This window comes from Kribbella sp. VKM Ac-2571 (assembly GCF_004362255.1).
In the GTDB taxonomy this organism is placed as follows: Bacteria; Actinomycetota; Actinomycetes; order Propionibacteriales; family Kribbellaceae; genus Kribbella; species Kribbella pratensis.
Genome location: NZ_SNWS01000003.1, coordinates 479,379 through 504,539, shown reverse-complemented (window position 1 = coordinate 504,539; position 25,161 = coordinate 479,379). Strand labels below are relative to the sequence as shown.

The 25,161-nt window shown below is 67.8% G+C and carries 24 protein-coding genes; 8 read left to right on the top strand and 16 right to left on the bottom strand.

The annotated features are described in order from the left end of the window. Positions 1 to 30: 30 nt before the first annotated feature. From EV651_RS09830 to pdhA, 3 genes are read right to left on the bottom strand one after another with little or no spacing between them, the layout of a single operon-like run. On the bottom strand, positions 31 to 1,455 hold the full coding sequence (locus tag EV651_RS09830; protein WP_202870245.1) for a dihydrolipoamide acetyltransferase family protein: 1,425 nt from the start codon (positions 1,453 to 1,455) through the stop codon (positions 31 to 33). Next, positions 1,455 to 2,429, bottom strand: coding sequence for an alpha-ketoacid dehydrogenase subunit beta (locus tag EV651_RS09825; RefSeq protein ID WP_133784268.1), 975 nt, complete (start codon positions 2,427 to 2,429; stop codon positions 1,455 to 1,457). The genes EV651_RS09830 and EV651_RS09825 overlap by 1 nt, the downstream gene beginning before the upstream one ends. Before the next feature lie 3 nt (positions 2,430 to 2,432). Continuing rightward, entirely contained in the window at positions 2,433 to 3,596 is a 1,164-nt protein-coding gene (pdhA, locus tag EV651_RS09820; protein WP_133784266.1) for a pyruvate dehydrogenase (acetyl-transferring) E1 component subunit alpha, read from the bottom strand. A gap of 459 nt (positions 3,597 to 4,055) precedes the next feature. Here pdhA and EV651_RS09815 point away from each other — a divergent pair, with 459 nt between their 5' ends. Next, entirely contained in the window at positions 4,056 to 4,994 is a 939-nt protein-coding gene (locus tag EV651_RS09815) for an EamA family transporter (protein WP_133784264.1), read from the top strand. Between the two features lie 467 nt (positions 4,995 to 5,461). After that, positions 5,462 to 6,055 carry a hypothetical protein gene (locus EV651_RS09810; protein ID WP_133784262.1) on the top strand — a complete coding sequence of 198 codons (594 nt, stop codon included), beginning with the start codon at positions 5,462 to 5,464 and terminating at the stop codon, positions 6,053 to 6,055. 347 nt (positions 6,056 to 6,402) lie between these two features. Here the strand turns inward: EV651_RS09810 and hisC are convergent, their stop codons facing one another. After that, positions 6,403 to 7,482, bottom strand: coding sequence for a histidinol-phosphate transaminase (gene hisC / locus EV651_RS09805; protein ID WP_133784260.1), 1,080 nt, complete (start codon positions 7,480 to 7,482; stop codon positions 6,403 to 6,405). Positions 7,483 to 7,637: 155 nt separating this feature from the next. Between hisC and EV651_RS09800 the strand changes: the two genes are divergently transcribed. Further along, entirely contained in the window at positions 7,638 to 8,510 is an 873-nt protein-coding gene (locus EV651_RS09800) for a dimethylarginine dimethylaminohydrolase family protein (protein WP_133784258.1), read from the top strand. A 6-nt stretch (positions 8,511 to 8,516) separates the two neighbouring features. On the opposite strand, the gene EV651_RS09795 is transcribed toward EV651_RS09800, so the two are convergent. Together EV651_RS09795 and EV651_RS09790 are read right to left on the bottom strand one after the other, a co-directional pair. Continuing rightward, complete coding sequence (locus EV651_RS09795) at positions 8,517 to 9,134, bottom strand: S-layer protein (RefSeq protein ID WP_133784256.1); 618 nt, start codon at positions 9,132 to 9,134, stop codon at positions 8,517 to 8,519. Positions 9,135 to 9,153: 19 nt separating this feature from the next. Then, complete coding sequence (locus EV651_RS09790) at positions 9,154 to 10,779, bottom strand: phage tail tip lysozyme (protein ID WP_238156775.1); 1,626 nt, start codon at positions 10,777 to 10,779, stop codon at positions 9,154 to 9,156. Positions 10,780 to 10,949: 170 nt separating this feature from the next. Between EV651_RS09790 and EV651_RS09785 the strand changes: the two genes are divergently transcribed. Continuing rightward, positions 10,950 to 11,618 carry a GntR family transcriptional regulator gene (locus EV651_RS09785; RefSeq protein WP_133784252.1) on the top strand — a complete coding sequence of 223 codons (669 nt, stop codon included), beginning with the start codon at positions 10,950 to 10,952 and terminating at the stop codon, positions 11,616 to 11,618. A gap of 3 nt (positions 11,619 to 11,621) precedes the next feature. On the opposite strand, the gene EV651_RS09780 is transcribed toward EV651_RS09785, so the two are convergent. The 8 genes from EV651_RS09780 to EV651_RS09745 are packed head-to-tail and all read right to left on the bottom strand — an operon-like array spanning position 11,622 to position 20,427. After that, positions 11,622 to 13,655, bottom strand: coding sequence for a hypothetical protein (locus EV651_RS09780; RefSeq protein ID WP_133784250.1), 2,034 nt, complete (start codon positions 13,653 to 13,655; stop codon positions 11,622 to 11,624). Beyond that, the gene (locus EV651_RS09775) at positions 13,652 to 14,866 is read right to left on the bottom strand and encodes an enolase C-terminal domain-like protein (protein WP_133784248.1); all 1,215 of its coding nucleotides are present in this window, start codon (positions 14,864 to 14,866) and stop codon (positions 13,652 to 13,654) included. The genes EV651_RS09780 and EV651_RS09775 overlap by 4 nt, the downstream gene beginning before the upstream one ends. Next, the gene (locus EV651_RS09770; RefSeq protein WP_133784246.1) at positions 14,863 to 15,618 is read right to left on the bottom strand and encodes an SDR family NAD(P)-dependent oxidoreductase; all 756 of its coding nucleotides are present in this window, start codon (positions 15,616 to 15,618) and stop codon (positions 14,863 to 14,865) included. Before EV651_RS09770 ends, EV651_RS09775 begins: the two co-directional genes overlap by 4 nt. 10 nt (positions 15,619 to 15,628) lie before the next feature. After that, positions 15,629 to 16,438: a carbohydrate ABC transporter permease gene (locus EV651_RS09765; RefSeq protein ID WP_133784244.1), complete on the bottom strand. Its 810-nt coding sequence runs from the start codon at positions 16,436 to 16,438 to the stop codon at positions 15,629 to 15,631. Next, the gene (locus tag EV651_RS09760) at positions 16,425 to 17,312 is read right to left on the bottom strand and encodes a carbohydrate ABC transporter permease (protein WP_133784242.1); all 888 of its coding nucleotides are present in this window, start codon (positions 17,310 to 17,312) and stop codon (positions 16,425 to 16,427) included. The genes EV651_RS09765 and EV651_RS09760 overlap by 14 nt, the downstream gene beginning before the upstream one ends. After that, the gene (locus EV651_RS09755; protein WP_133784240.1) at positions 17,309 to 18,598 is read right to left on the bottom strand and encodes an ABC transporter substrate-binding protein; all 1,290 of its coding nucleotides are present in this window, start codon (positions 18,596 to 18,598) and stop codon (positions 17,309 to 17,311) included. The genes EV651_RS09760 and EV651_RS09755 overlap by 4 nt, the downstream gene beginning before the upstream one ends. 18 nt (positions 18,599 to 18,616) lie before the next feature. Next, positions 18,617 to 19,324, bottom strand: a complete 708-nt coding sequence (locus tag EV651_RS09750; RefSeq protein ID WP_202870244.1) for a FadR/GntR family transcriptional regulator — start codon at positions 19,322 to 19,324, stop codon at positions 18,617 to 18,619. Further along, positions 19,321 to 20,427, bottom strand: a complete 1,107-nt coding sequence (locus tag EV651_RS09745) for a DUF4185 domain-containing protein (protein WP_133784238.1) — start codon at positions 20,425 to 20,427, stop codon at positions 19,321 to 19,323. The genes EV651_RS09750 and EV651_RS09745 overlap by 4 nt, the downstream gene beginning before the upstream one ends. A gap of 103 nt (positions 20,428 to 20,530) precedes the next feature. On the opposite strand from EV651_RS09745, the gene EV651_RS09740 reads away from it, so the two are divergent. Both EV651_RS09740 and EV651_RS09735 read left to right on the top strand, forming a co-directional pair. Next, positions 20,531 to 20,917, top strand: coding sequence for a phage holin family protein (locus tag EV651_RS09740; RefSeq protein WP_133784236.1), 387 nt, complete (start codon positions 20,531 to 20,533; stop codon positions 20,915 to 20,917). Further along, on the top strand, positions 20,917 to 21,339 hold the full coding sequence (locus EV651_RS09735; RefSeq protein WP_133784234.1) for a low molecular weight protein-tyrosine-phosphatase: 423 nt from the start codon (positions 20,917 to 20,919) through the stop codon (positions 21,337 to 21,339). Before EV651_RS09740 ends, EV651_RS09735 begins: the two co-directional genes overlap by 1 nt. Here EV651_RS09735 and EV651_RS09730 read toward each other — a convergent pair. Together EV651_RS09730 and EV651_RS09725 are read right to left on the bottom strand one after the other, a co-directional pair. Continuing rightward, entirely contained in the window at positions 21,330 to 22,541 is a 1,212-nt protein-coding gene (locus tag EV651_RS09730) for a pyrophosphate--fructose-6-phosphate 1-phosphotransferase (RefSeq protein WP_133784232.1), read from the bottom strand. The two genes, EV651_RS09735 and EV651_RS09730, sit on opposite strands and share 10 nt — an antisense overlap. A gap of 78 nt (positions 22,542 to 22,619) precedes the next feature. Then, on the bottom strand, positions 22,620 to 23,087 hold the full coding sequence (locus EV651_RS09725; RefSeq protein WP_202870243.1) for an Lrp/AsnC family transcriptional regulator: 468 nt from the start codon (positions 23,085 to 23,087) through the stop codon (positions 22,620 to 22,622). Positions 23,088 to 23,150: 63 nt separating this feature from the next. Here EV651_RS09725 and EV651_RS09720 point away from each other — a divergent pair, with 63 nt between their 5' ends. Next, complete coding sequence (locus EV651_RS09720; RefSeq protein ID WP_133784230.1) at positions 23,151 to 24,050, top strand: DMT family transporter; 900 nt, start codon at positions 23,151 to 23,153, stop codon at positions 24,048 to 24,050. Next, positions 24,047 to 25,021, top strand: a complete 975-nt coding sequence (locus EV651_RS09715; protein ID WP_133784228.1) for a TIGR03560 family F420-dependent LLM class oxidoreductase — start codon at positions 24,047 to 24,049, stop codon at positions 25,019 to 25,021. The genes EV651_RS09720 and EV651_RS09715 overlap by 4 nt, the downstream gene beginning before the upstream one ends. Positions 25,022 to 25,161 lie beyond the last annotated feature (140 nt).

The window sequence follows — 25,161 nt, the reverse complement described above, 5'->3', positions numbered from 1 at the left end:
GCCCGGGTGCAGCACGCGGGCCTGCCGCGGTCAGAACATCAGGGCGCGGGCCGGGTCTTCGAGGATGCCGGCGACGTCGGCGAGGAAGGTGGAGCCCTTCTCGCCGTCGATGAGGCGGTGGTCGAAGGACAGCGCGAGTGTGGTGATCCAGCGCGGGACGATCTCGTCGTCCACCACCCACGGCTGCTTGCGGACCGCGCCGAACGCGAGGATCGCGGCCTCGCCCGGGTTGATGATCGGCGTACCGGCGTCGACACCGAACACGCCGACATTCGTGATCGTGAACGAACCGCCGGTCTGGTCCGCCGGCTGCGTCTTGCCCTCGCGGGCGGTGGCGACCAGGTCGTTCAGCGCCCGGCACAGGTCGGGCAGGGTGAGCGAGTCGGCGCCCTTGATGTTCGGGACGATCAGCCCGCGCGGGGTGGCCGCGGCGATGCCGAGGTTGACCGCGCCCTTGTAGACGATCTCCTGCGCCTGCTCGTCCCAGGCCGCGTTGATGATCGGCGTACGCCGGGCCGCCAGCGTGACCGCCTTCGCGACGATCAGCAACGGCGAGACGCGCAGATCCTTGAACGCCTTGTCCGACTTCAGCCGCTCGACGAGTTCCATCGTGGCGCTGACGTCGACGGTGATCCACTCGGTCACATGCGGCGCGGTGAACGCACTGGCAACCATCGCCTGCGCCATCGCCTTCTGCACACCCTTGACCGGGACGCGGGTGTCTTCGCGCCCGCTGACAACCGGAGCAGGCTCGTACGCCGGAACGTCCGCGACTGCAGGCGCCGCCGCGTAACCCTCGACGTCGGCCCGCGTGATCACTCCACCCGGACCGGTCGCCGGCACCACAGCCAGGTCGATCCCCAGATCCTTGGCGAGCTTCCGCACCGGCGGCTTCGCCAGCACGTGAACAGACCCGTTGCCCCCAGCAACCGGCGCCGGGCTGGACGGGGCAGCCGGGGCCGCCGGCGCGACGGCGGGGGCCGACGCAGACGGGGCAGGCGGCGCAACGGCCGGGGCCGGCGCAGGCGGGGTAGGCGGAACCGGCGCTGGGGCGGCTACCCCCGTAGCCGGAGCCGGCGGAGTGGACGGCTTGCGTTGGCGGCGTTTGGCGTCGGTGGTCTTCGGCCCGTAGCCGACCAGGACCGCGGTACGGCCGCCGGTCTCCTCGGGCTCCGGGATCGTCGGAACCATGTCGTCGGCGAGGGCTTCGGCGGACTCGGTCTGCACCGAGATGATCGGCGTACCGACCGGGACCGTCTCGCCCTCCGGGACGAGCAACTCGGTGACCACGCCGGCGAACGGAACCGGAAGCTCGACCAGCGACTTCGAGGTCTCGATCTCGACGACGGTGTCGTTGAGCTTGACCGTGTCGCCGGGCTTGACCTTCCAGCTGACGATCTCGGCCTCGACGAGTCCTTCGCCGACGTCGGGGAGGCGGAACTGCTGGATGCCCATCAGTACCCCATCACCTTGTCGACGCCGTCCAGCACCCGGTCGAGGTCCGGAAGGTAGTCGTCCTCCATCCGCGACGGCGGGTACGGGGTGTCGTATCCGGTAACGCGCAGCACCGGTGCCTCGAGGTGGTAGAAGCACTCCTCGGTCACCCGCGCCGCGATCTCCGACCCCGGCCCGAACGAGTACGGCGCCTCGTGCACGACAACCGCACGCCGCGTCTTCTTGACGGAGGCGAAGATCGTCGCGAGGTCGAACGGCGCGATCGTCCGCAGGTCGATGACCTCCAGGTTGCGGCCGTCCTCGACCGCGGCCTCGGCCGCCTGCAGACAGGTCTTCACCATCGGGCCGTAGCAGAGCAGCGTCGCGTCGGTGCCCTCGCGGAGCACCTTCGCCTTGTGCAGCGGCATCGGCGGCACGGACTCGTCCAGCTCGGCCTTCTCGTGGTACCGGCGCTTCGGCTCGAAGAACACGATCGGGTCGTCGGACGTGATCGCCTGCTGGATCATCCAGTACGCGTCGACCGGGTCGCCGCAGGAGATCACCTTGAGGCCCGGCACGTGTGCGAACAGCGTCTCCGGCGACTCCGAGTGGTGCTCGACTGCACCGATACCGCCGCCGTACGGGATCCGGATGACGATCGGCATGGTGATCTTGCCCATCGACCGGTAGTGCATCTTCGCGACCTGGTTGATGATCTGGTCGTACGCCGGGAACACGAAGCCGTCGAACTGGATCTCGCAGACCGGGCGGTACCCGCGCAGCGCGAGGCCGACCGCGGTGCCGATGATCCCGGACTCGGCGAGCGGGGTGTCGATCACCCGGTCCTCGCCGAAGTCCTTCTGCAGTCCTTCGGTGACCCGGAACACGCCGCCGAGCTTGCCGATGTCCTCGCCCATCACGACGACCTTCGGGTCCTTCTCCATCGCGGCCCGGAGTCCGGCGTTGATGGCCTTGCCGAGAGTGATCTTGGTCATCGCTCAGCCCTCGCCTTCGAACGAAGCGGCGTACGCGATGAACTGGTCCCGCTGCTCGGCCAGTTGCGGCGTCTCCTCGACGTACACGTTCTGGAAGAAGTCGGTGAGCACCGGGTCCGGCAGCGCGAGGCAGCCGGCCCGCAGCTCGGCGGCGATCTTGTTCCCCTCGGCCTCGACCTCGTCGAAGAAGTCGTGGTCGACGGCGGCGTGCCGGCTCAGGTACGCGTGCACGCGCTCGATCGGGTCCTTGAGCTTCCAGTGCTCGAGGTCCTCGTTCAGCCGGTACTTCGTCGGGTCGTCGGACGTGGTGTGCGCACCCATCCGGTACGTGTACGCCTCGATCAGCGTCGGGCCGCTGCCCTCGCGGGCCCGCTTCAGGGCCTGCTGGGTGACGGCGTACGTCGCGAGTACGTCGTTGCCGTCGACGCGGACGCCGGGGAAGCCGAAGCCGGCGGCGCGCTGGTACAGCGGGATCCGGGTCTGCCGGTCGATCGGCTCCGAGATCGCCCACTGGTTGTTCTGGCAGAAGAACACCACTGGCGCGTTGAACACCGAGGCCCAGATGAAGGCCTCGTTGACGTCACCCTGGCTGCTGGCGCCGTCGCCGAAGTAGGCGATCGTGGCCTCGCCGCTCTCGGCGTCGCCGATCGCGTGGTCGCGCTGCTGGCCCATCGCGTATCCGGTCGCATGCAGCGTCTGCGCGCCGATCACGATCGTGTAGAGGTGGAAGTTGTTGTCCTTCGGGTCCCACGCGCCCTGGTCGACGCCGCGGAAGAGGCCGAGCAGGTTGAGCGGGTTGACCCCCTGACAGAACGCGACGCCGTGCTCGCGGTAGGTCGGGAAGACCATGTCCTTCTTGTTCAGGGCCCGGCCGGAGCCGATCTGCGCGGCCTCCTGGCCGAGCAGCGACGCCCACAGCCCGAGCTCACCCTGGCGCTGCAGGGCAGTCGCCTCGGTGTCGATCCGGCGGACCAGGACCATGTCCCGGTAGAAGCCCTTGATCGTCTCGTCGTCCAGGTCGAACGTGTAGTCCGGATGCTCGACGCGCTCGCCTTCGGGCGTCAGGAGCTGGACGAACTCGACCTCCTCGGAGGCCTGGGGCGGACTGACCGGCGCCTTGTGGGGCGCGAACACTTCCGGGGCAGGGCCCGGCACCGACTCACTCACATGCACTCCTCGGGTTCGAGCGCGGGATCGCCGCGACCGCAACGTTGCACGGGGCCGGCCCGGTGCGCCGGATGAGGCTTTCGCAGGCTGGTCCGCGTGATTCCAGGGGTTGATGCACTGCTGGCAGTGGACCTCCTCACTGGTCTCACTCCCATCTTGCCGGACACCGTACCGACGAGGTGCCTGATTCGCTAACTGTCTGGACTCCGGCGGGTACGGCGGTACCGAAAACGGTCCTACGGTGAGACACCAGTCCATCCACTGGTCCTATCGGCACGCTCATATTACAGAGATCTGGCATCTCGACATCAAGTGTCACAAATGGGTCTCGACGTACGCCGGGTTGGCGGGAATCCGTGGATCGGTGGCCGGATACCGCCTTGCGGGCAGCCGTCGCGGGCAATAGCGTAAGCATCGTTCGTGCAAAACACCCCTGACATCCGTTCGAGGAGGTTCCCGATGGCCGCGTCCGCTCCCGCCGAAGTGGTCGAGTCCGGTTCCCGGACGGCCTCGGGCGCGATGATCTGGACCGCCCTCGCCGTCGTGTACGTCGTGTGGGGTTCGACGTACCTGGCGATCCGGGTCGTGGTGGAGGCGGACATCCCGCCGATGCTCGCGATGGCCACCCGCTTCCTCACCGCCGCGTTGCTGATGGCCGCCGGCCTGGCCGTGAAGTCGGGTTGGCAGCGGCTGCGGATCACCCGCCGCGAGGCCATCGGCGCGGCCACGGTCGGGGTCCTGCTCCTTGCCTTCGGCAACGGGGCGGTGGCGATCGCGGAGCAGACGGTGCCGTCCGGGCTGGCCGCGTTGCTGGTCGCCGCGATCCCGTTGTGGCTGATGCTGCTGCGCGTCGGCGGCGGTGAGCGGCCGCGGGCGATGACCTGGGTCGGCGTACTGATCGGGTTCGGCGGCGCGGCGCTGCTCGCGTTGTCAGGTGGCAACACGAGCGCGAAGCCGCTGTCGGTGGCGATCCTGGTGGTCGGCACGATCTGCTGGGCCACCGGCTCGCGGTACGCGCCGCAGCTTGGGCTGCCCCGGGATCCTCTGGTGACAGCGCTCTACGAAATGGTCTTCGGCGGTACGGCGATGGTGCTGCTCGGCGTACTGCGGGGAGAGCCGGGGCGGCTGCACCTGGACCGGATCGACGGATCCGGGTGGATCGCACTCGCGTACCTGGTGGTCTTCGGGTCGCTGCTCGCGTACACGGCGTACTCGTATCTGCTGGCGAACGCGCCGATCTCGCTGGTGGGCACCTACGCGTACGTGAATCCGGCGGTCGCGGTGTTCCTCGGCTGGCTGATCCTGAGCGAGAGCCTGACCTGGCAGATCCTGCTCGGCGGCGCGGTGATCATCGTCGGCGTCGCCCTCGTGGTCACCTCGGAGCGCCGGCGCTCGTAGCGCCGTACGAAAGGAAAGACCCGGGCCCAAGGGACCCGGGTCTCCCACCGCTGCCGATGCGCGCGGCAGCGGGTCTGGCTGCCGGTCGCGCCGTGCCCCGAAAAACACGGCGCGAATCTCCGGCAATGCTTCCAACATATTCCGACGAATCGTGCTATTGCCAATTCGGCAGCCACCGAGCCCGCCGAAACAATCTTCAGATTCACCGGGCTTCCGTCACCCGCGCTGACTCAACGACGCACCGGGGGCTCGGTTACGGGACCTTCCGTATCAACTTCCACTCACTCCCATCACCGGCAAGTTGCCTGGTCAGCACGAGATTTGTTGCTCCGTCAGGGAACTCATCACCGGACTGCTCTGCAGGTCCGCACCCGGAAAATAGTTGACGAAAAAGTTTGTAACCGCCTGCGCCAGGTGTCGTTAGCACTAAGACGAATCCGTCAAAACCCGAAAGGAAACCTGGCATAATGCAGGTAACTCGTAAGATCGTCGCCGCTGCAGCGGTGGCGACTGTCGCAACCCTCGGTCTGGCCACCGTCGTGAGCGCCAACGTTCTCGACGACGCCCAGCAGAAGGCTCAGGGCGCCGGCCTGGCCGACGCGGTCTCCTCGGCCAGCAAGGGCTACGACGGCGACCACGCGCGCTGGTGGGCCATGCACAAGGACGGCTCGCTGGTCGCCATCGACCGCAACGACCTCGGTGCGTTCCAGGCCTGCCACAACTTCGGTTCCGCCACCGGCATCGGCGGCAACGTGCCGGCGCAGGACATCACCGGCATCGTGGGCTGGGGCAACTCCGGCAACTCCGTCACCGCGGTCAAGACCTGCGAGCAGGACAACGAGCAGAACCGCAAGTGGTACAAGGCCGACGGCAACGGTGTCGTCTCCGTGAGCGACAACAAGGTCGGTCCGTGGCAGGTCTGCCACAACGACATCTCGGGCTCCGGCATCGGTGGCAACGTGCCGCTGACGAACCCGGTCGGCATCCTGGGCCTGGACAACGTCGGCAACTCCGTCGACTCGCTCAAGACCTGCGAGCAGAGCAACGAGCAGAACAACTGACCCTCCCTGGTCAGTGATGCGGGACCCGAACCAGTCACCTCGGTGGATTGACTGATTCGGAGCAACACAAGAGCGGCGCCGGGAGCAAGCCTCACTCCTCCCGGCGCCGCTTCTTTGTGCCTGGACCTACTCCAGCCCACGCGTGCTCAGCTAACCCGAAGCAACTGCCCGTACCGGGGGGGTGAACAGGTTCTGGCGGTGGCGGACAGGAAATTGCCTGTTCAGCGGGTCCGGTTGGGGTGCACAGGTGCGGCTGGGATCAGAGGGCGAGCGCGGCGCCGATTCCGGCCGAGGCACCCGAGATCCAAACGAGAGCGCTCACCGGCAGGAACCCCGTCCGCCAACGGTCACTGGCGCCACGTGCGGGCGACGGTGAGGAACAGGTCGTTGGCCTCGCGTTCGCCGATCGTGACGCGGACGCCCTCGCCGGGGAACGGGCGGACCGAGACGCCCTCGGCCTGGACAGCCTCGGCGAACCGGACGGTGTCCTCGCCGAGCTCGAGCCAGACGAAGTTCGTCTGCGACTCCGGGACCTCCCAGCCGGCGGCCTGGAGCGCGGAGACGACCCGCTGACGCTCCTCGACCAGCGCGTCGACCCGCTCCAACAGCTCCTCCTCGACGCCGAGGGACGCGATCGCCGCCGCCTGGGCCACGTAGCTGACGCCGAACGGGAGCGCGCACTTCCGGATCGCCCCGACGACGGCCGGGTGACCGATCGCGTACCCGACCCGGAACCCGGCCAGCCCGTACGCCTTCGAGAACGTCCGCAGGACCAGTACGTTCGGCCGGTCGCGGTACAGCTCGACCCCGTCCACGACGTCGGTCTCCCGGACGAACTCGCGGTACGCCTCGTCGATCACGACCAGCACGTTCGACGGTACGGCGTCGAGGAACGCGAGCAGCTCGTCGCGTCGTACCACCGGGCCGGTCGGGTTGTTCGGCGTACAGACCAGCACGACCTTGGTGCGGTCGGTGATCGCGGCCTCCATCGCCTTGAAGTCGTGGCGGGCCTCGGCGGTCAGCGGCACCTTGACCGACGTCGCGCCGGTCAGCTGGACCGCGATCGGGTACGCCTCGAACGAGCGCCACGCGTAGACGACCTCGTCGCCCTCGGCGACCGTCGCCTGCAGCAAGTGGTACAGCAGCGCGACCGACCCGGTCCCGACCGCGAGGTCGCTCACCGGTACGCCGAACCGGTCCGACAGCGCCTCGAGCAGGTCGACGGCGCCCATGTCCGGGTACCGGTTCATCTGCGCGGCGGCCTCGGTCGCGGCGGCCAGCACCCCCGGAAGCGGCGGGTACGGGTTCTCGTTGCTGGACAGTTTGTACGTCGGGCGACCGTCGGAGCGCTCCGGCGGACGACCCGGCTTGTAAGCCGCGACATCGTCCAGGCAGGCGCGAAAGCGAACCTCGTTGTCAGGGGTCATGCCCGCAGGTTAGCCCTTACCCGCACCCCGGAACCACCCTCCGGAAAGCGACGTACAGCACGCCGTTTGACTCCGGAAACCTCGAGCCTCAAACTGACTGATTGTCGGACAATCAGGGGATCTGGCAAGATCCGAAACGTCGTCAGGAGGGGCTCATGGGGCAGCCGCTGGAGTGGGGTCGTCGCTATCTGATGGTCCGGCCGGACCACTTCCGGATCGACTACGTGATCAACCCGTACATGTCGACGCACGACCAGCCGGATCCGGCCCTGACCCTCAAGCAGTGGGAGTCGCTGCGGCAGGCGATCGTGGACGCCGGCGGCGAGGTCGAGGTCCTCGCGCAGCGGGCCGACTCGCCGGACATGGTGTACGCGATGAACCTCGGACTGGCCGCCGCGGACGGTCGCGCGATGCTCTCGCACATGCGGTTCGAGCCGCGCCGCAAGGAGTCGCTGAGCGCGGCCGAGTGGTTCACCGAGGCCGGGTTCCGGCTCGACCGGACCGGCAGTGAGGGCGTCGGGCCGCACTTCGAGTCCGGGGACGCGTTCGTGTTCGGCGACAGCCTGGTCGTCGGGTACGGGCCGCGGACCGAGGAGGCGGCGCTCAAGCACCTCGCGACCGAGTGGAACATCCGGGTCCGCGGGCTGCGCATCGCCCACGAGGGGATGTACCACCTCGACCTGCCGTTCTGTCCGGTGGACAGCACGCACGCGATGATCTACCCGCCGGCGTTCGACGCGGCGAGCCAGGCGGAGCTGTCCGGGGTCGTCCCCGACCCGATCGTGCTCACCGACGAGGAGGCGTTCGCGTTCAGCGCGAACTCGATCGTGGTCGGCGAGACGATCATCATGCCGGCCTGCTCGCCGCGGCTGCGCGACGTCTTCACCGGCCTCGGGCTGCGCGTCGTCGTCCTGGACCTGTCGGAGTTCCACAAGGGCGGCGGCTCGATCCGGTGCCTGACGAACCCGCTGGACTTCCCGCTGTCCCGGATCGGCACGCCGGGCGGGGAGGTCGTCCTCCCCGCCTGACCTGCGCTACTTGCCGGTGGTCCAGATGACGTCGAGGGTGTCGATGTCCCAGCCGTAGCCGTTGATCCACTGGAGGGCCTTCGTCCTGCCCTGCGGACCGAAGACCTCGATGACGATCGAGATCGCCTCCGGGTTCGTCGGGTCGCTCTTGGACTTGGTGTACGTCGCCTGGAAGCCGTCGCCGACGTACGGGAGCTGGCTGAGGATCGGGTACTTCTGCTTGAGGCGGGCCTGGACCTCGTCGTACCTCCGGCCGGCCTCGGCCTCGGCCTCACGCTGCTGCTCAGGATTGTTCTTGGCCCACTCCCGGCCTTCGGCGCTGTTGGCGTAGAGGAACATCTTGTAGCTCAGCCGGTCGCTGCCCGAGGTGAAGGTCTGGGTGTAGCTCTGGAAGCCACGCCGCGAGCCCTCCAGGGTGTGCTTGCCTTCCTTGATCTTGACCTCGCCGTTCGCCGGGATCTCGTGGCCGTCCAGCTTCAGGGTCAGGTCGTTCGGTATCGACTGCACGGTCAGCGTCGTCTCCGATCCGCCGCCGTGGAACAGCACGACGCCGCCGATCACGATCAGGACCACCGCCAGCACGACGACGCCGATCATGAAGGGCCGCCGGTTTTCATCCAGCATCCGCTGCTCCTGTCCTTGCTCAGCTCGCCGGTTTCGGCGCGTTCTTCAGCCGGTAGACCGTGAAGTTGCCGGAACCGCCGCCGACGTCGTACAGGTGGCCGGCCTCCGGCACGTGACCGTGCAGCGAGGCGGACGCCGCGTTGTACCCGCCCCCGTCCTTGCCCCACGGACCGACGTACAGGTAGGTGTGGCCGGGCCCGTTCAGGATGTCACCCGGCTTCATGCCGCCCGGAGGCTCCCCGTGCCACCAGTCGTACTTCCCGGAACTCTCCAGGTACGTCCGCTGAACGTCCGTGCCCACGTTCGGGTAGTTCTTGTCGGCGCCGCTCATGTGCATCACCGTCGCGACGAAACGGCCGCAGTCACTGTAGGGGTCGATGCCGCTGGAGCCGTCGTTGAACTTCTCCATCGCCTCGACGTACTCCTTCTTCGCGATGCTCGCGTCGACGCCGTTGTGACCGTCCTCGGGCCAGGCCAGGTTCTTCGCGACCTCGGCGATGTTGCCGCTGCCTTCGCCGCACCCGCCGGCACCGGCGGTCTGCGCGCCCCCGCTCGACGCCGGCGCCGAACCGGCGAACTGGTCGAACACGTGCCGCGCGTTCGCCTTGCGCTCGGCGTACGTCGGGTGGTTCGGGTTCTCGTGCCCGCCGAATCGCTCGAACTTGTCGCCGAACTCGTACGCAGCCTGCTCGACCGTCGTCGCCGATTTGATCGCTCGCCCGGCCGCCCCTTCCCCGATGGGTCCGTCGCCGTTGAGCTGCTTGACCAGGAATTCCAGCTGGTAGCCGAGGGAGGCGATCTGGTCGTCCTGGACCCCGGCGTCGCGGGACGGGTTGATCATCTTGCCGGCCGGTGTCCACTGCACGATGCCCCAGCCGAGCGGGGAGTTCACCACTTTGTCCGGCGGGGTGACGACGCCCGGAGCCGTGTTCTGCAGGCGAGCCGGCTCCACGCTGGACTCGGCGATCATGTTGCCGACGATGCCCGCGGCCTGCTCCTTGGAGTAGCCGTTCTGGACGAAGAAGTTGAAGGCCTTCTGCTGGTTGTTGGCCCCGGAGAGGTTGCCGTCGACGCAGCTGCAGCCGCCCCCGCCCTTCGAGGTGTCGAGCTCGAACGGGTTCTCCTCCGGCTTCGGGACGATGGACCACTTGTTGTTGTTCTTCTGGTCGGCCCACATCTCCCAGTGCACATGCGGGCCGACGACCCCGATCGGGGCACCCTCGGCGTCGGTGCCCTCGCTGCCGGTACCGGCGGTGCCGATCGGGTCGCCCCGCTTGACGTCGGCGCCGTTGCTGACGGTGATGGTCTTCAGGAACTTGTACCGCGTCTCGACGCTCTCCAGGCGGATCCGGACCTCGTTCCCCGAGGCCTGAACGACCTTGCCGTCCTGGGAGGCGTAGACCTTGTCGTCCTCTTTCACCTGGAAGTCGTAGCCCTGGTGAAAGATGGTCCAGTCCCCGTCGATCTGGTGCCGATCCGTCGGCCAGCCCATCAGGCTCTGGTCCTGGCTGTGCTCCGCGCACTGCGCTTCGGCCGTGTCCAGCCCGCTCAGGACGCCGAGCAGCATCAGCAGGACGATGATCAACGGCAGCAACAGCACCAGCCCGACCGCACCGAGGAGCTGAAGCGGACTGATCTTTCCCACGCTCTGCTCCTCGCTCCTCCGTGTGACTCCCCGCGCCGGTCCGCGGGGAGGGGCGGTCACCAGGGAAATGCTGCCCGAAAACCGGGTCATCTGCCGGAAGTTATCCACAGGCCGCCCGTCCGGGACGGGTCGGGCGCGACAACGGACCGGGTCTGGACGAGAATCACACCATGTACGAACGGCTGCGGGTGGACCGCTCGACCACGGTGGACCGGGTGGTCGACGCACTGCGCGCCGCCCTGTTCGCCGGTGATCTGGAGCCGGGTACGCCGCTGCGTGAGCAACCGCTCGCCGAGGCGCTCGGGGTTGCCCGCAGCACCATCCGCGAGGCGATGACGATGCTGGTCACCGAGGGCCTCGCGGTCCGCGAGCCGAACAAGGGCGTCAGCGTGGCGATCCTGCACCCCGACGCGGTGGCCGACATCTGCCGCGCCCGGTTCGTGCTCGAGTCAGCCGGGATCCGGGCCTGGTACGACGCCGACGAGGCGGCCCGGGAGCGGGTCCGGGAAGCGATGCGGGTGTTCGCCGCGACCGCCAAGGACGGCGCCGACCCGGAGGCCCTGACCGAGACCCACCTGGCCATCCACCGCAGCCTGGTGGCGCTCACCGGCAGTGAACGGTTGATCGCGACCGCCGACTCGATCACCGGCGAGGCGCGGCTCGCGCTGGCCCGGGTGGACGCGCTGCGGCAGGACGCGCGCCAGCAGGTCGCGTCCCACCGCAAGCTCGTCCGGTTGCTCGAGCGGGGCGAGCTCGACGAGTGCGTCGAGGAGCTCCGCCGTCACCTCGCCGGCGCCGAGGAGTCCCTCCTCGAGGCCATCGCCATGCCCCCGTCCTGACGCTCAGACCAGTCCGTCGGCCGTCACGTCGTACGTCGTCGAACCGACGCGCAGGCCGGTCAGGCGGGCCTCGGGGTCGAGCGCCGCGACCTGCGGGTTCGCGGTCACGGTGCCGTCCAGTGCGACCTCGATGCCGAAGACGCCCTCCAGGACCAGGCTGACCCAGGCGCCGGACGACGAGCAGGACCAGTCGATCAGGTACGGGAACTGCGGCGGCGACTTCCGCGCCCCACCGGCCATCGGCGGCTGCGCCTCCTCGACGAAGTGCGCCTGCCCGCACGGGCCCTGGTTCGCGGACTTGGCCAGCCCCGGAAGCCAGTCCAGCAGTACGTCGCCGCGCCCGAGCGCGAACAGTGCGCGACCGGCGTCGGCCGGCCACGCCGGGTACGCGCCGTTCCACTGGTGGTCCGGCCGCACGCTGAACGCGGCGTCCGCGTCGTACGGCGACAGCGCGCGCATCCACGTGGGCGTCTGGAGCTCCCGCTGGAAGAACGACACCATCTCGGCGCACTGCGACTCGGACAGGTCGTCCGGGATCGTCGTACCGACGATGTTGAAGTCGTAGCAGTGCCGGACCGGGACAAGCGTGCCGTCCGGCTGCCGCGCGTGCCAGAAGCCCTCGCCCTCGACGTACAGCTCGTTGACGTGGCCTGCCTGCGCAGACGCCTCCTTTCGGAGCAGAGCGGCGCGGTCCGCGTCGCCGGCGCGATCTGCGATCTCAGCCGCTACTCGCATGCACCAGACGTTCGCGGCGTTGAAGCTGGCCACCTCGTGCACGTAGCTGCTCACGCACTCCAGGAGGTTGTCGATGCCGCCGTAGTCGGCCAGCGCGTGCTCACCGCGCAGTCCGCGCCAGGCGGTCGCCCAGTCGTGCACATGTTCTCCGACTGGCTTCGGGCCAACGGAAACGTCCAGGAACGCCGTGTCCCCGGTGAAGCGCACGTAGTCGCGCACCAGCCGGGTCATGGCGAAGTCGTTCACGGAGTACCAGTAGCCGACCGGTCCGCCGGTCAGCCACTCGGTGCCGAAGTGCTTGTGCGTGTCGAGGTCGATCCAGTGCTCGATGTGCTTCCGCATCGGCTCCGGGTCCAGCAGCGCATGCGTCAGCGAGGACAGGCTGTAGTCCCAGATGAACGTCGTGGTCTGCCAGTACCGCGGCATCAATGTGTCGTAGGTCCGCCCGATCACACTGGCCGGGTTGTCCCGCCGGAACCAGATGACCCCGAGCACGCCCCACCAGTACAGCTTCTGCAAGGCCTCGTTGGAGGTCTCCAGCACGGGCAGCGATCCGCTGAACCCGTCGCTGTCAGGGTCGAACGCGTCGGCGAGCGCCACGTCCCACATGCTCTCCGCGACCGCGATCACCGAGGGTACGTCGGCCACGCAGACATCGAAGTGCTCCGTCGCCTCCTCCAGCGTCCCAGCCAGCACATGCACGTAGGACAACCGCCCGCGCCCCGACTCGTCCAGTACGACGGTTGCCTCGAGCATCGCCCTGTCCACAGTGCTGGGCACATCGAGACCCTGCACGCTCACGGCCGATCCGGACCCGCCGGTGCCGACAACCCGATTGTCCACAACCTGCAGCGTGTTGGGCTCGGACGGCGGCTCCGGGCGCAACCAGCCCGTCGGCGAGCGGGTCGCGGTACTTGCCAGCGCAAGTCCCAGTCGGACGGACCGTCCGGCTTGTCCTGAAACGTCCAGTTGTACGACGACAGCCGGCCTGCCCGGAGCGCAGGCGGTGGTCGTCCGCAGTTCCAGTCCGTCGACGGTCGTGGAGCGGACGACGCAGTCCGGACGCCACACCACCTCCACGGTCCCGCCGTACGAGCGCGCCAGGCGTCCGTCGACGTACAGCTGTCCGGTGACGGTGTCGCCGTGCGAGTACGGCGGGAAGTTGACGCTCCTGATCGCCACGACGTCGTGGTCGACCTGCGCCGTACCCAGGAAGTTCGTCAGCCCGGGCGGGTTGAACATGTCGTCGTAGGTGTGGACAAGAACGTCGCTCGCCAGATCGGCAGAACGCGGAATCGTCATGACGGGTCGGCCCAATCGGTGTTCGGGAGCAGGGGGTACCAGTCCGGGCGGGCCGGATCGCGGTCGTAGGGGTACGAGCCGAGTTCGCGGAACAGTTCGGCGTACTCGGCCAGCTTGTCGCGGTCCAGCTCGACGCCCAGGCCGGGTGCGTCGGGGACCGCGATCGCGCCGTCGGCGTACGGAAGCTTGCCGCCGGCAATGATGTCGTCACGCAGATGGTGGTAGTGCGCGTCCGCGGCGAACGACAGGTTCGGTACGACGGCGCCGAGGTGCAGCATCGTCGCGAGCTGGATGCCGAGCTCGCCCGACGAGTGCACCGCGACCCCGAGCTGGAACGTCTCGCAGACCCCGGCCGCCTTGATGCACGGCCGGATGCCGCCCCAGAACGTGGTGTCCAGCAGGATCACGTCGACCGCGGGGTCGCGGACGTTGGCGGCGAGCTGCTCGAAGTTCACCACGACGGTGTTGGTGGCGAGCGGGATCGGGGTGTTCTCGCGGACCCGGCGCATCCCGTTCAGACCCCAGGTCGGGTCCTCGAGGTAGTCGTTGTCGAGGTCCTCGATCCCGCGGGCGAACCGGATCGCCTCCTCGACACTGAACGCGCCGTTCGGGTCGAACCGCACACGATGCCCCGGGAACGCCTCGGCCAGCGCACGGAAGCACTCGCGCTCGTAGTCCGGCGGGAACACGCCGCCCTTCAGCTTGTGCACGCTGAACCCGTGCTGGTCGACCAGTTCGCGGGCGTGCGCGATCAGCTGTTCCGCCGTACGGATCTCGCCCGTGCCGTCCTCGGCGGGATGCCGGAAGAACAGGTAGCTGGCGAAGGGGACGTGCGAGCGCACCTTCCCGCCCAGCAACGCGTGCACTGGTACGCCGAGCTCCCGGCCCTGCAGGTCCAGGCAGGCGAACTCGATGGCCGCCAGCAATTGGGTGCGGTTGTTGTACAAGCTTGCTGTCGGGTTGGCGAGCATCCAGCGCAACGCCTCGGTGCGCGCCGGGTCGTGACCGAGGAGATACGGTTTGAGCCCGGTGACTGCGGCCTCGGCGCTCTGCCCGCCGCCGCCCATCTCGCCGAGTCCGATCAGCCCGTTGTCGGCCTCGACCTCCACGACAGTCCGCACGAAACGTCCCCAGTGCGCTCCGTTGCTGTGCCGCAGCGGCGCCTCCAACGGCATCGTCACCGTGGTCGCGCGTACGTCGACGATTTTCACTTCGCGTCCTCCGGCAGTACGACGGCCAGCCCGGCGGTCAGCCCGCCGTCGACCTTCACGTCCGCTCCGGTCACGAACGACGCGGCCGGGGAGGACAGGAAGTAGATGACCTCGGCAACCTCTTCCGGTGTCGCGACCCGCCCGAGGGGGTGCGAGCGGCCCCATTCGGCGACCACCTCGTCGGTCGTCCGGTCGCCGGCGAACTGCGCGGCCGACGTACGCAACATCGGCGTGTCCACCGACCCCGGACAGACCGCGTTGACGCGGATCCCGTCCGGAGCGTGATCCACCGCCATCGCCCGGACGAGGCTGAGCAAGGCGCCTTTGCCCATCGAGTACGCCGCGACGCCCGTCTGGGCCGCATACGCCTGCACGGACGACACCACGACGACACTGCCGCCGCGCGACATCCGAGGGACGAACGCCTGGCACGCGAAGAACACACCGCCGACGTTCACCGCCATCACCTCGTCGTACACAGTCGAGGGAGTATCGACAACAGTTCCGTAGCGTTGGATGCCCGCAGCACACACCAGTGCGTCCACCGCGCCGACATCTTCTGCGACGGCTGCGACCGCGGCCCGGTCCGAAACATCCACTTGGACGCCTGTCACCTGATCGCCCAGGGCTGCAAGGGAAGAGATGTCGCGGTCGAGGACGACCAGGCGGTCGCCGGCTGCCAAGAAGCGTTCTACTGCACCGCGACCGATCCCGGCGGCACCGCCGGTCACGACGACTGTGCGGCTACTCATATGTGTCCTCTCAGAACTGGCCCAGGGCGAGGCCCCGGGAGAAGAAGCGTTGGGCGGCGAGGAAGAGGATGACCGTGGGCAGCGAGACGAGCAGGCCACCTGCCAGGACGGTCGGGAGCGAGGCCCCGCCGTACGTGCTCTGCAGGCCGGTGAGGGCCGGCATGATCGGCCGGACCGAGTCCGACTGGCTCAGGGTCAGGCCGAGCAGCAGGTCGTTCCAGACGAACGTCGCCTGCAGGATGAAGATCGCGGCCAGCGCCGACCCGGCCATCGGCAGGTAGATGCTGCGGAAGATCCGGAACAGCCCGCCGCCGTCGACCACCGCGGCCTCGAACACGCTGCGCGCGATCCCGGTGAAGAAGTTCCGCATCACGAACGCCGAGAACGGCACGCTGATCGCGGTGTAGACGATGATCATCCCGACCCGGGTGTCGTACAGCCCGGAGTTCGCGTACCCGGAGAACAACGGCATCAGGATCATCTGCAGCGGAAAGATCGTCCCGCCGAAGATGAACACGAACCACAAGAAGCCGCGCTTCAACCGCAGTACGACGATCGCGTACCCGGCGGCCGAGCCGATCAGCACAGCGACCACCGGCGCGATCACGCTGTACATCGTGGTCGCGACCAACGTGTCCCCGAGTGCTGCCTTGCTCCACGCGTCACCGAAGTTCGCGAACAACGAGAACCCGGCCGGCTTCCACACGGTCTTCGCGTCGTACCCGTCGACGGACTTGGACGCGTTCACGACCAGCAGATAGATCGGCGCGAGCCAGACCAGCCCGAGTACGACGAGGATTGCGGTCTTAACCCTGCTCACGCGCGTCCCCCAACTGGTAGCGGAGGTAGAGGATCGAGGCGGCGAAGGTGACCAGGCTCAGGAACAGCGCGATCGCCGCACCCTGTCCGTAGTCGTTCAGCACGAACGTCTCCTTGTACATGGACAGTGCCAGCGTCTCGGACGACGTACCCGGGCCGCCTTGCGTCATCACCCACACCACGTCGAACGTCTTCAGGCTGCCGACGATCGATAGCCCGATGACCACGGTGGTGATCGGGCGGAGCTGCGGCCACAGGTGGTGGCGGAACAGGCTGAACCCCTCCGCGCCGTCCAACCTCGCAGCCTCCAACGGCTCGGCCGGGATCGACTGCAGTCCGACCACGAACAGGAGCGCGTTCACGCCCGCTGCCTGCCAGGTAACCGCGACGATCATCATCAGCGTGTTGCCGGGACCTGCCTGCAGCCAGCCGGTGTGGGCACCCGGGAGCCCGAAGAACCCGAGTGCCTGCCCCAATGCGCCGTCGGGCTGCAGTACGAAGCCCCAGATGACCCCAACGGCCACACCTGAGATCGCGTACGGCAGCAGGAACGGCAGCCGCAACCACGTGCCCCACTTGTGCCCGTAGGTCAGTACGGCGATCAGTAGGCCGAGCGCCACGGGCAGCGTCACCATGCCGACCACCCACAGCAGCGTGTTGACCAACGCCCCGATCAGATCGGGGTCGCTGAACATCGCCTTGTAGTTGGCCAGCCCGGACCACACCGGTGACGCCAGCCCGTCGTAGTCGGTGAAGCTGACGTACGTCGTCCACAGGAACGGCACGTACAGCAGCAGTGCGACGACCGCTACGGCTGGTAGGCCGAACAGGGGCGCCTTACGCGCCCCCGTCCGGTCAAGGGCCTGATTGCTCACTTCTGCTTGGCCCAGTACGCGTCCGCCTCGGCCTGGATCTTCTGCAGGCCCGGCATCGGGTCACCCGGCTTGGTCACGAACGCGCCGAACACCTCGAGTGCCTTGTTCGCAACCGGTACGGGCGTCGCCTCGAACCACCGGTTGATCAGCCGGTACCCGTCGCCGCCGACGTCCTTGTTCAGCTTCGACAGCGCCGGGTCCTTGACCTCGGCCTTCGGGTTGAACGACAGGTCGCCGCGCGAGTTCGCCCAGGCAGTCTGCGCCTGCGGCGTGACCCACCAGTCGGTCCACTTCTTCACCGTCGACGCGTGCTCGCTTGCCGCGGCCGAGCAGACCGGTCCGGTCTCGAAGATCATCGAGGTCTTCGGCAGGTCCGGGTTGACGTTCGGGATGACGAAGAAGTCGTAGTCGGTGCCGGCCTTCATCTTCAGTGTGTTCAGGTTGCCGCTGAACCAGGTGCCGAAGTTGATCATCGCGACGTCGCCGTTCTTCAGCTGCGCCTGCGGCTCGGTCTTCGCGCCCGGGTCGCTGAAGTACCCGGCGTCGATCATCTTCTTCCACTCGTTCATCACCTCGACCACACCCGGGTCGGTGTACTTCGCCTTACCGGCGGCGAGCGCGTCGTACAGGTCCGGGTCCTTGCCGGCCAGCAGCGTCTCGAACCAGACGAACGAGAACAGGATGTTGGTCTGGTAGAACGGCTTCACGCCGGCGGCCTTCACCTTGTCCGCCACCTGGGTCAGCTCGGCCCAGGTCGTCGGGGTCTGGGTGATGCCGGCCTTCTTGAAGACGGCCTTGTTGTAGTACATCACCCAGTAGCCGGCGTTCAGCGGGACGCAGTACTGCTTGTCGCCGTAGGTGAAGTACTGCTTGAGCTGCTCGGGGATGTTGCCGTCAGCAACTGCCTTCGTCCACTGGTCGGTGGTCTCGGCAACGAGCTTCTGGTCCACCAGGTCCTGAAGTTCCTTGCCGGTGTGCCAGGTGAACAGGTCGGCCTTCTCCTTGGTCCGGAACGAGGACCGGATGAACGCGGTGTACGTGTTCGAGTCGGAGTACCCGACCGGCTCCATGCCGACGCCGACGTCCTTCTTGCTGGCCGCCCCGACCTGGGTGAACGCGTCCTTCCAGCCGCCCTTGTCGTTGTAGAACTTCAGCGAGTCGACCGGCTTGTCCTCACCCTTGGCCGGCCCTGCGGTCCCGCCACCGCCTCCTCCACAGGCGGAGAGTGCGAGCGCGCCGGCGATCACCAGGGCAGCCAGCGCCTTGCGGTTGGTGTTGCGTTGCATGTGATGCGTCCTTCCAGCTCAGGGATGCTGAAGTCGTTCGTTGATGACGGCCAGGACGCCGTCCAGGTGCTCTCGGGTGAGCAGTTCGGCCAGGTCGGCGTCGCCGGACCGTACGGCGTCGTAGATTGCGCGGTGCTCGTCCAGGTCGGCCTGCCGGTCGCCGTGGATGTGCAGGATCTCCAGCTGCTCGCGGGCGTTCACGACCGTGACCGACTCGACCACCTCGGCCAGCGTCGCGTTCCCGGAGGCCTGTGCCAGTGAGCGGTGGAAGTCCATGTTCACCTCGGCCAGTTGCGCATGGTCGCCGGAAGCGATCAGCTCGGTCGCAGTGTCCAGGTCCTTGCCCATCTGCTCCAGCGCGGCCTCCGCGCGCGTCTGCGCCGCCAGTGCGGCAACGGGCGGCTCGATGAGGGCACGTGCCTGCAGGAGTTCCACCAATCGGTCCGGACTCGGTGCAAGCGCCAGAGGGTTGGCCAGGACCAGCCTGCCGACGTTCGGACCGACGTACACACCAGAGCCGTGCCGGAGCTCGACAGCTCCGGTTGCCTCCAGTCGGCGCAGCGCCTCCCGCACAGTCGGTACGGCGACCTTGAACCGCTCCGCCAGCGACCGCACGGCCTCGAACTGATCACCCGGTGCCAGCTTGCGCTCCGCGATCAGGGCGAGCATGGACGTCGCAAGGTCGTCCAGCAGACTCCGCCGTACGACGCCTCCCGTGGCACTCACTTGGAAGCCGCCAGCGTGACCGAGACGAACCGCGGTCGGTAGATGCTCACGTCGCCGTACAGTTCGTCGCTGACCAGGCTGTTGACGTTGTAGCTCACCAGGAGCGAGGTACCGCGTCGCAGGTCCGGGTGCTCGTGGGAGTTGTACGTGATGATGTTCCCGCCCGTCTCGGGGGTCTGGTACAGCTCGACCGGCTTAACCCACGGACCGGTCGGCGAGCAGGAGAAGTACCCGAGGACACGCTTGCTGAACAGCTCGTTGGTGTCGTGCGTGACCAGCAGGTAGCCATCGCTCCAGCGGGTCACACTGTGCTCGTTGGCGACGCCCTGGAGCACCCGGGCGGAAGCGGTCTCGTCACTGGACCAGCCCGAGCCGGTCCAGTACTCCCAGGGCTTCGCGGTCAGGTCGTCACCACGCACCCGGGCGACGTGCTGGTACTTCGCTGCGCCCAGGTCCTCGACGCCGTAGACGTACGTGTACCCGTGGTCGCGCAGCAGCCAGCCGGACCACTGCACGTTCGCACCCGACGGAATCGGAGTGAGGCTCTTCAGCTTGAACGTGGTGCTGTCGAACCGCGCCAGGTAGTTGCTGGCCCAACGCCAGTCCCACTGACCTGTCCCGGTCTTCTCGAAGCGCAGCGCGACCACGTCGAGGTCACGGCCGGCGTGGCTGGTCTGCGCTGCCCCGAACCAGTACCAGCCGTTGGACGGCGGTGGCACGAGTGCCGTCGGGTTGGCCGCCGTACCGCCCGTGACCGTCGTCAGCTTCGTGCCCTGCTGGATCACGAACGAGTTGTTGATGAACGGCGCAGTGGTCGGACGGGAGCCGTCCGGGTTCACCGGGCCGAGGAACGTGTCGGAGAAGACCCACGCCGTACGGCCACCGGGAAGCGGGACGGAGTAGGTGCTGTCCGCACCCGTCCACCCCTTCCCGCTGTCGCTGTAGGCGTTGAGCAACCCCTCGGGGGCGGCATGAGGCGTCGCCTGCGCGGTCCAGTTCGTCTGGACAGCACCACAGCTCGACGACGGGCTTGCAGCGGCCGGGACAGTCAGACCTACTGCTGAGAGCGACAAGGCGACTACAGCAACCAATGGACGGGACATGAAAATGATCAGATCACTTGGTCATTTTCCGTGTCAAGAGTCAGGGACGGATCAGGGCGTGTACCGGGAGTGGTGTTACCCGGCGGATGGGAGGATCGACGGCATGAAGAACTTGATCATCAGGTTGCTGGTCAACGCGATCGCGTTGGCGGCGGCGAGCTGGATCGTCTCCGGAATCACCCTGCAGGGCGCGACCACCGGCAAGCGCGTGCTGACGCTGCTGATCGTGGCCGCGATCTTCGGTGTCGTGAACGCGATCGTGAAGCCCGTGGTGAAGGTGCTGTCCTTCCCGCTGCTGATCCTCACCCTGGGTCTGCTGACCTTCGTGATCAACGCGGCGATGCTGATGCTGACGTCCTGGATCACCGGCAAGCTCGACGTCCAGTTCCACGTCGACGGCTTCTGGTCCGCGCTCTTCGGCGCCCTGATCATCAGCGTCGTCGGCATGATCCTCAACGCCGTCCTGCCGGAGAAGGCCGAAGTTCACTAGTGCGCGTCGAGATCGTCTGCACGGGCAACATCTGCCGGTCGCCGATGGGCGAGGTGGTGCTGCGCGCCAAGCTCGCCGAGGCCGGCCTCGACGACGTCGAGGTGACCAGCTCGGGCACCGGCGGCTGGCACGTCGGCGACCGGATGGACCCGCGCGCGGTGGCCGCCCTGCGGCGCCGCGGGTACGACGGCAGCGCGCATCGGGCCCGCCAGTTCGAGCGCGCCGGGGACCCGGACCTGATCCTCGCGATGGACTCGAGCCACCTCGACACGCTCACCCGGTACGGCGCCGCGGCGCAGTTGTTCGCCCGCGACGACGTACCCGATCCGTACTACGGCGAGGACGACGGTTTCGACGACGTCCTCGCCCAGATCGAGAAGGCGGCCGACCAGTGGGTCGACCGCCTCCGCGATCAGCTCTGACCGATCTCCGACTTCAGGGTGACGAACCAGTCGGCGGTCGGGTCGAACTCCTTGCCGCCGGCGATCCGCGGGAACTCGATCGCGCGCAGTTCGTCGCCGCGCTCCTCGTCGTGGCCGACGACGCCGGACTCACCGCGCAGCGCCGCATCGACCGCGTAGTCGGTGCACTCCTTGATCAGCGCGAGGTCGCGGTCGTTGGCCGCGGCCGAGCGGCTGAAGTACCCGCTCTTCTGCACCATCGTCTTCTCCGCACCGATCCGCTCGGCGAACTGCTTCGCGAACCAGGCGCCCGGGTTGATGGTGTCCAGCTTGACGTGCCCGAACGGATCCCGGCCGACCTCTTCGCCGCGGGCCTCCATCTCGGCCACGATCGACGGTACGCCGGCACCCTCGGACAGGAAGATGTTGACGCAGTCCTCCTCGTCCATGACCTTCCGCAGCCGCTCCGCCTCGGCATCCAGGTCGATCGTTGCCTCCGGCACGTACACGGCGTGCACCGACCAGCCGGCCTTCTCCAGGCCGATGCCCGGGTTCCACTCCTGCTCGTCGACCCACTGCTGGTAGGCCTGCGCCGTCGCCGCGGTCAACCAGCCGCAGTTCCGCCCCATCACCTCGTGGACGATCAGCATCCGCGGGTTCGAGGTGTGCTCGGCGATGATGTTGCGGGCGAACAGCGCGCCCTGCTCGGCCGCGGTCCATGCACCCAGACTCTGCCGGATCGGGATCACGTCGTTGTCGATGGTCTTCGGCAGGCCGACCACGGTCAGGTCGTAGTTGTGCTCGTGCAGGTACGCCGCGAGGTCGGCGGCCGTGGTGTTGGTGTCGTCACCGCCGATGGTGTGCAGTACGTCGACACCGTCCGCGACGAGCCGCTCGGCCGCGACCTGGAGGGCGTTCTGCCCGTCCTGGATCAGCCCGCGCTTGACCAGATCCGCGGTGTTGGTCAGCTTCACCCGGCTGTTGCCGATCGGGCTGCCGCCGAACTTGTGCAGCACGGACGCGTTCTCCCGCACCTCCGGCGTCACGGTCAGGAACCGGCCGCTGAGCAGGCCGTGGTACCCATTCAGGTAGGCGATGATCTCCACGTCGGGCGCCACCTCGGTGTAGCGCTCGATCAGCCCGCCGACGGCGGACGACAGGCAGGGCGCGAGCCCGCCGGCGGTGAGCAGGGCAACTCGGCGGACAGACTTGTCGGCAGCCATGGTCCAGATCCTTCCGGATACGTCGCTGAAATCGCCACCAGACTAGTGATGCAGACCACTCTCAGCGGTGGTTGGGGTTCAGTCTGCGGACAACGGCACGCTGCGTGGCGGCACCGGCGTGGAGACGACGAACGAACTGGTGGTCTGCCCGTGCACCTGGAACCTGTCCAGCACGCTTTCGAGCGCGGGGATCTCGGCCACCTGGACGCGGATCAGGAAACAGTCCTCGCCGGAGATCCGGTGGCACTCGACGACCTCCGGGGTGCGCTCGGCCAGCTCGATGATCTTCGGGATCTGCCCCGGTCCGGGCCGGAGCCGGACCCAGGCGGCGACCGGCCGGCCGAGCGCGGCCGGGTCGATGTCGATGCGGTACCCGCGGATCACGCCGGACTCCTCCAGGCGCGCGACCCGCTCGCGCACCGTCGGCGTGGAAACGCCCAGCCGGCGGGCAAGCTCCGTGGTCCGTAGCCGGGGGTCGGCTGTGAGCTCGTTCAGTATCCTGATATTGAGTTCATCCAGGAGCTGACTTCTCGTTTCGGTAAGCAAAACCGCCTCCTAGGCTCCGATCCGTTATGGATCCTCGCACATCTCATTCCTACTCTAGTGAGGGTGACAACTCTTACCGAAGCTCCGCCGCGGGCCGGTCGGCTCGCGGCCGGCGCCGCCGCCATCACGGTCGTCCTGTGGGCGTCGTCGTTCGTCGCCATCCGCCATGTCGGCACCGAGATCTCCGCCGGTGCGCTGTCGCTGGCCCGGCTCGGGCTGGGCAGCATCTTCCTCGGCGCTCTCCTGCTGAAGCGGTCACGGCCTGCCGTACGTCGTTGGCCGACGAAGCGCGACTGGCTGCCACTGATCGCGTGCGGCGTGCTCTGGTTCGGCGTCTACAACCTGGCGCTCAACGAGGCCGAGCGGCGGCTCGACGCCGGGACGGCTGCCATGCTCGTGCACATCGCCCCGCTGCTGATCGCCGTACTCGCCGGAGTCGGTCTCGGCGAGGGCTTCCCGCGGCAGCTGGTGATCGGAGGCTTGGTCGCGTTCGCCGGCATCGTCGTGATCGGTACGTCGACCTCCAGCGGCCGCGCCGAGACGTGGGGGGTTGTGCTCTGCGTCGTCGCCGCGATCTCGTACGCCGTCGGCGTGGTCACCCAGAAGCCACTCCTGAGCCGTCTGCCTGCCGCAGAGGTCACCTGGCTCGCCTGCACGATCGGAGCGGTCGTCTGCCTGCCGTTCGCGCCCACTCTGGTCGAAGAGGTCCGCTCCGCCGACGCGGCGACCGTCTGGTGGATCGTCTACCTGGCAGCGTTCCCGACTGCGCTCGGCTTCACCACATGGGCCTTCGCGCTCCGGCGTACAAGTGCTGGACGGATGGGGGTCACCGTGTACGCGGTGCCGGTTGTCGCGATCGTGCTGGGCTGGCTGCTGCTCGGTGAGACTCCGACGGTGATGGCGTTCGCCGGCGGCGCGCTGTGCCTGGCCGGGGTCGCTATCTCGCGGAGGAGGACCTCATGAAGTTCGGTGTGTTCGTCCCGCAGGGCTGGCGGATGGACCTGGTCGAGCTGGACGACCCCGTCGAGCAGTGGGAGGCCATGACCGCTGTAGCCAAAGCAGCCGACGCAGGTCCGTGGGACTCGATCTGGCTCTTCGACCACTTCCACACCGTCCCTGAGCCCGCCCGCGAGACGGTCTTCGAGATGTGGACGACCACGGCCGCCCTGGCGCGTGACACGTCGCGGGTGAACCTGGGCCAACTGGTCGGCTGCAACGGGTACCGCAACCCGGCCCTGTTCGCCAAGATGGCCGCCACCGTCGACGTCGCCAGCCACGGCCGCATGTACGCCGGCATCGGTGCCGGCTGGTCGGAACACGAGTGGAAGGCGTACGGCTATCCCTGGACGAGTCAGAAGGAGCGGATGGGCTCGTTCGTCGAGTCGGTCGAGCTGCTGCACCGGTTGTGGACCGAGGACGACGTGGTGTTCCAGGGGCAGTACCACTCGGTCGACAAGCCGTACGTCGTCCCGCGGCGCAAACCCAAGCTGTGGATCGGCGGCGGGGGTGAACGCGTTACATTGCGACTAGTTGCAAAGTACGGCGACGCCTGCAACTTCGGCACCGGACGGGTCGACGTGATCGAGCAGAAGCTGGCGATCCTCCGGAAGCACTGCGAGGAGGTCGGCCGCGACTACGACGAGATCATCAAGTCGACCAGTCTGAACGTCTTCCCGATCGAGGACGGCGCCGACCCGGTGGCTGCGACGGCCAAGGCACGTGGGCGATACAGCCTGGAGGAGTTCCAGGAGATCGGCTCCGGCGGGACATCCCACATGCTGGCAGAGGTGGTCACGACGAAGCAGCTGAGCGAGCACGTGGAGCAGCTCGGCGAAGCAGGCATCGATTACGTGATCTCGTACATCCCTGGAGTCGCTTACGACCACGAGCCGCTGGAGCGATTCGCGGAGGAGGTCGTGCCGCAGTTCAGCTAGGTGCTCGTGGATCCCGTCGTACTGGGTCCGCGTCGGAGAACCTAAGGTGTGCATGAGGTGTTGTGCGCGCGATCAGCGGGTTCTCAGGCGATTCTCACAGAAGCGACCTACTCTCGGTGGCGGAACTTCGAGTGAAGCGG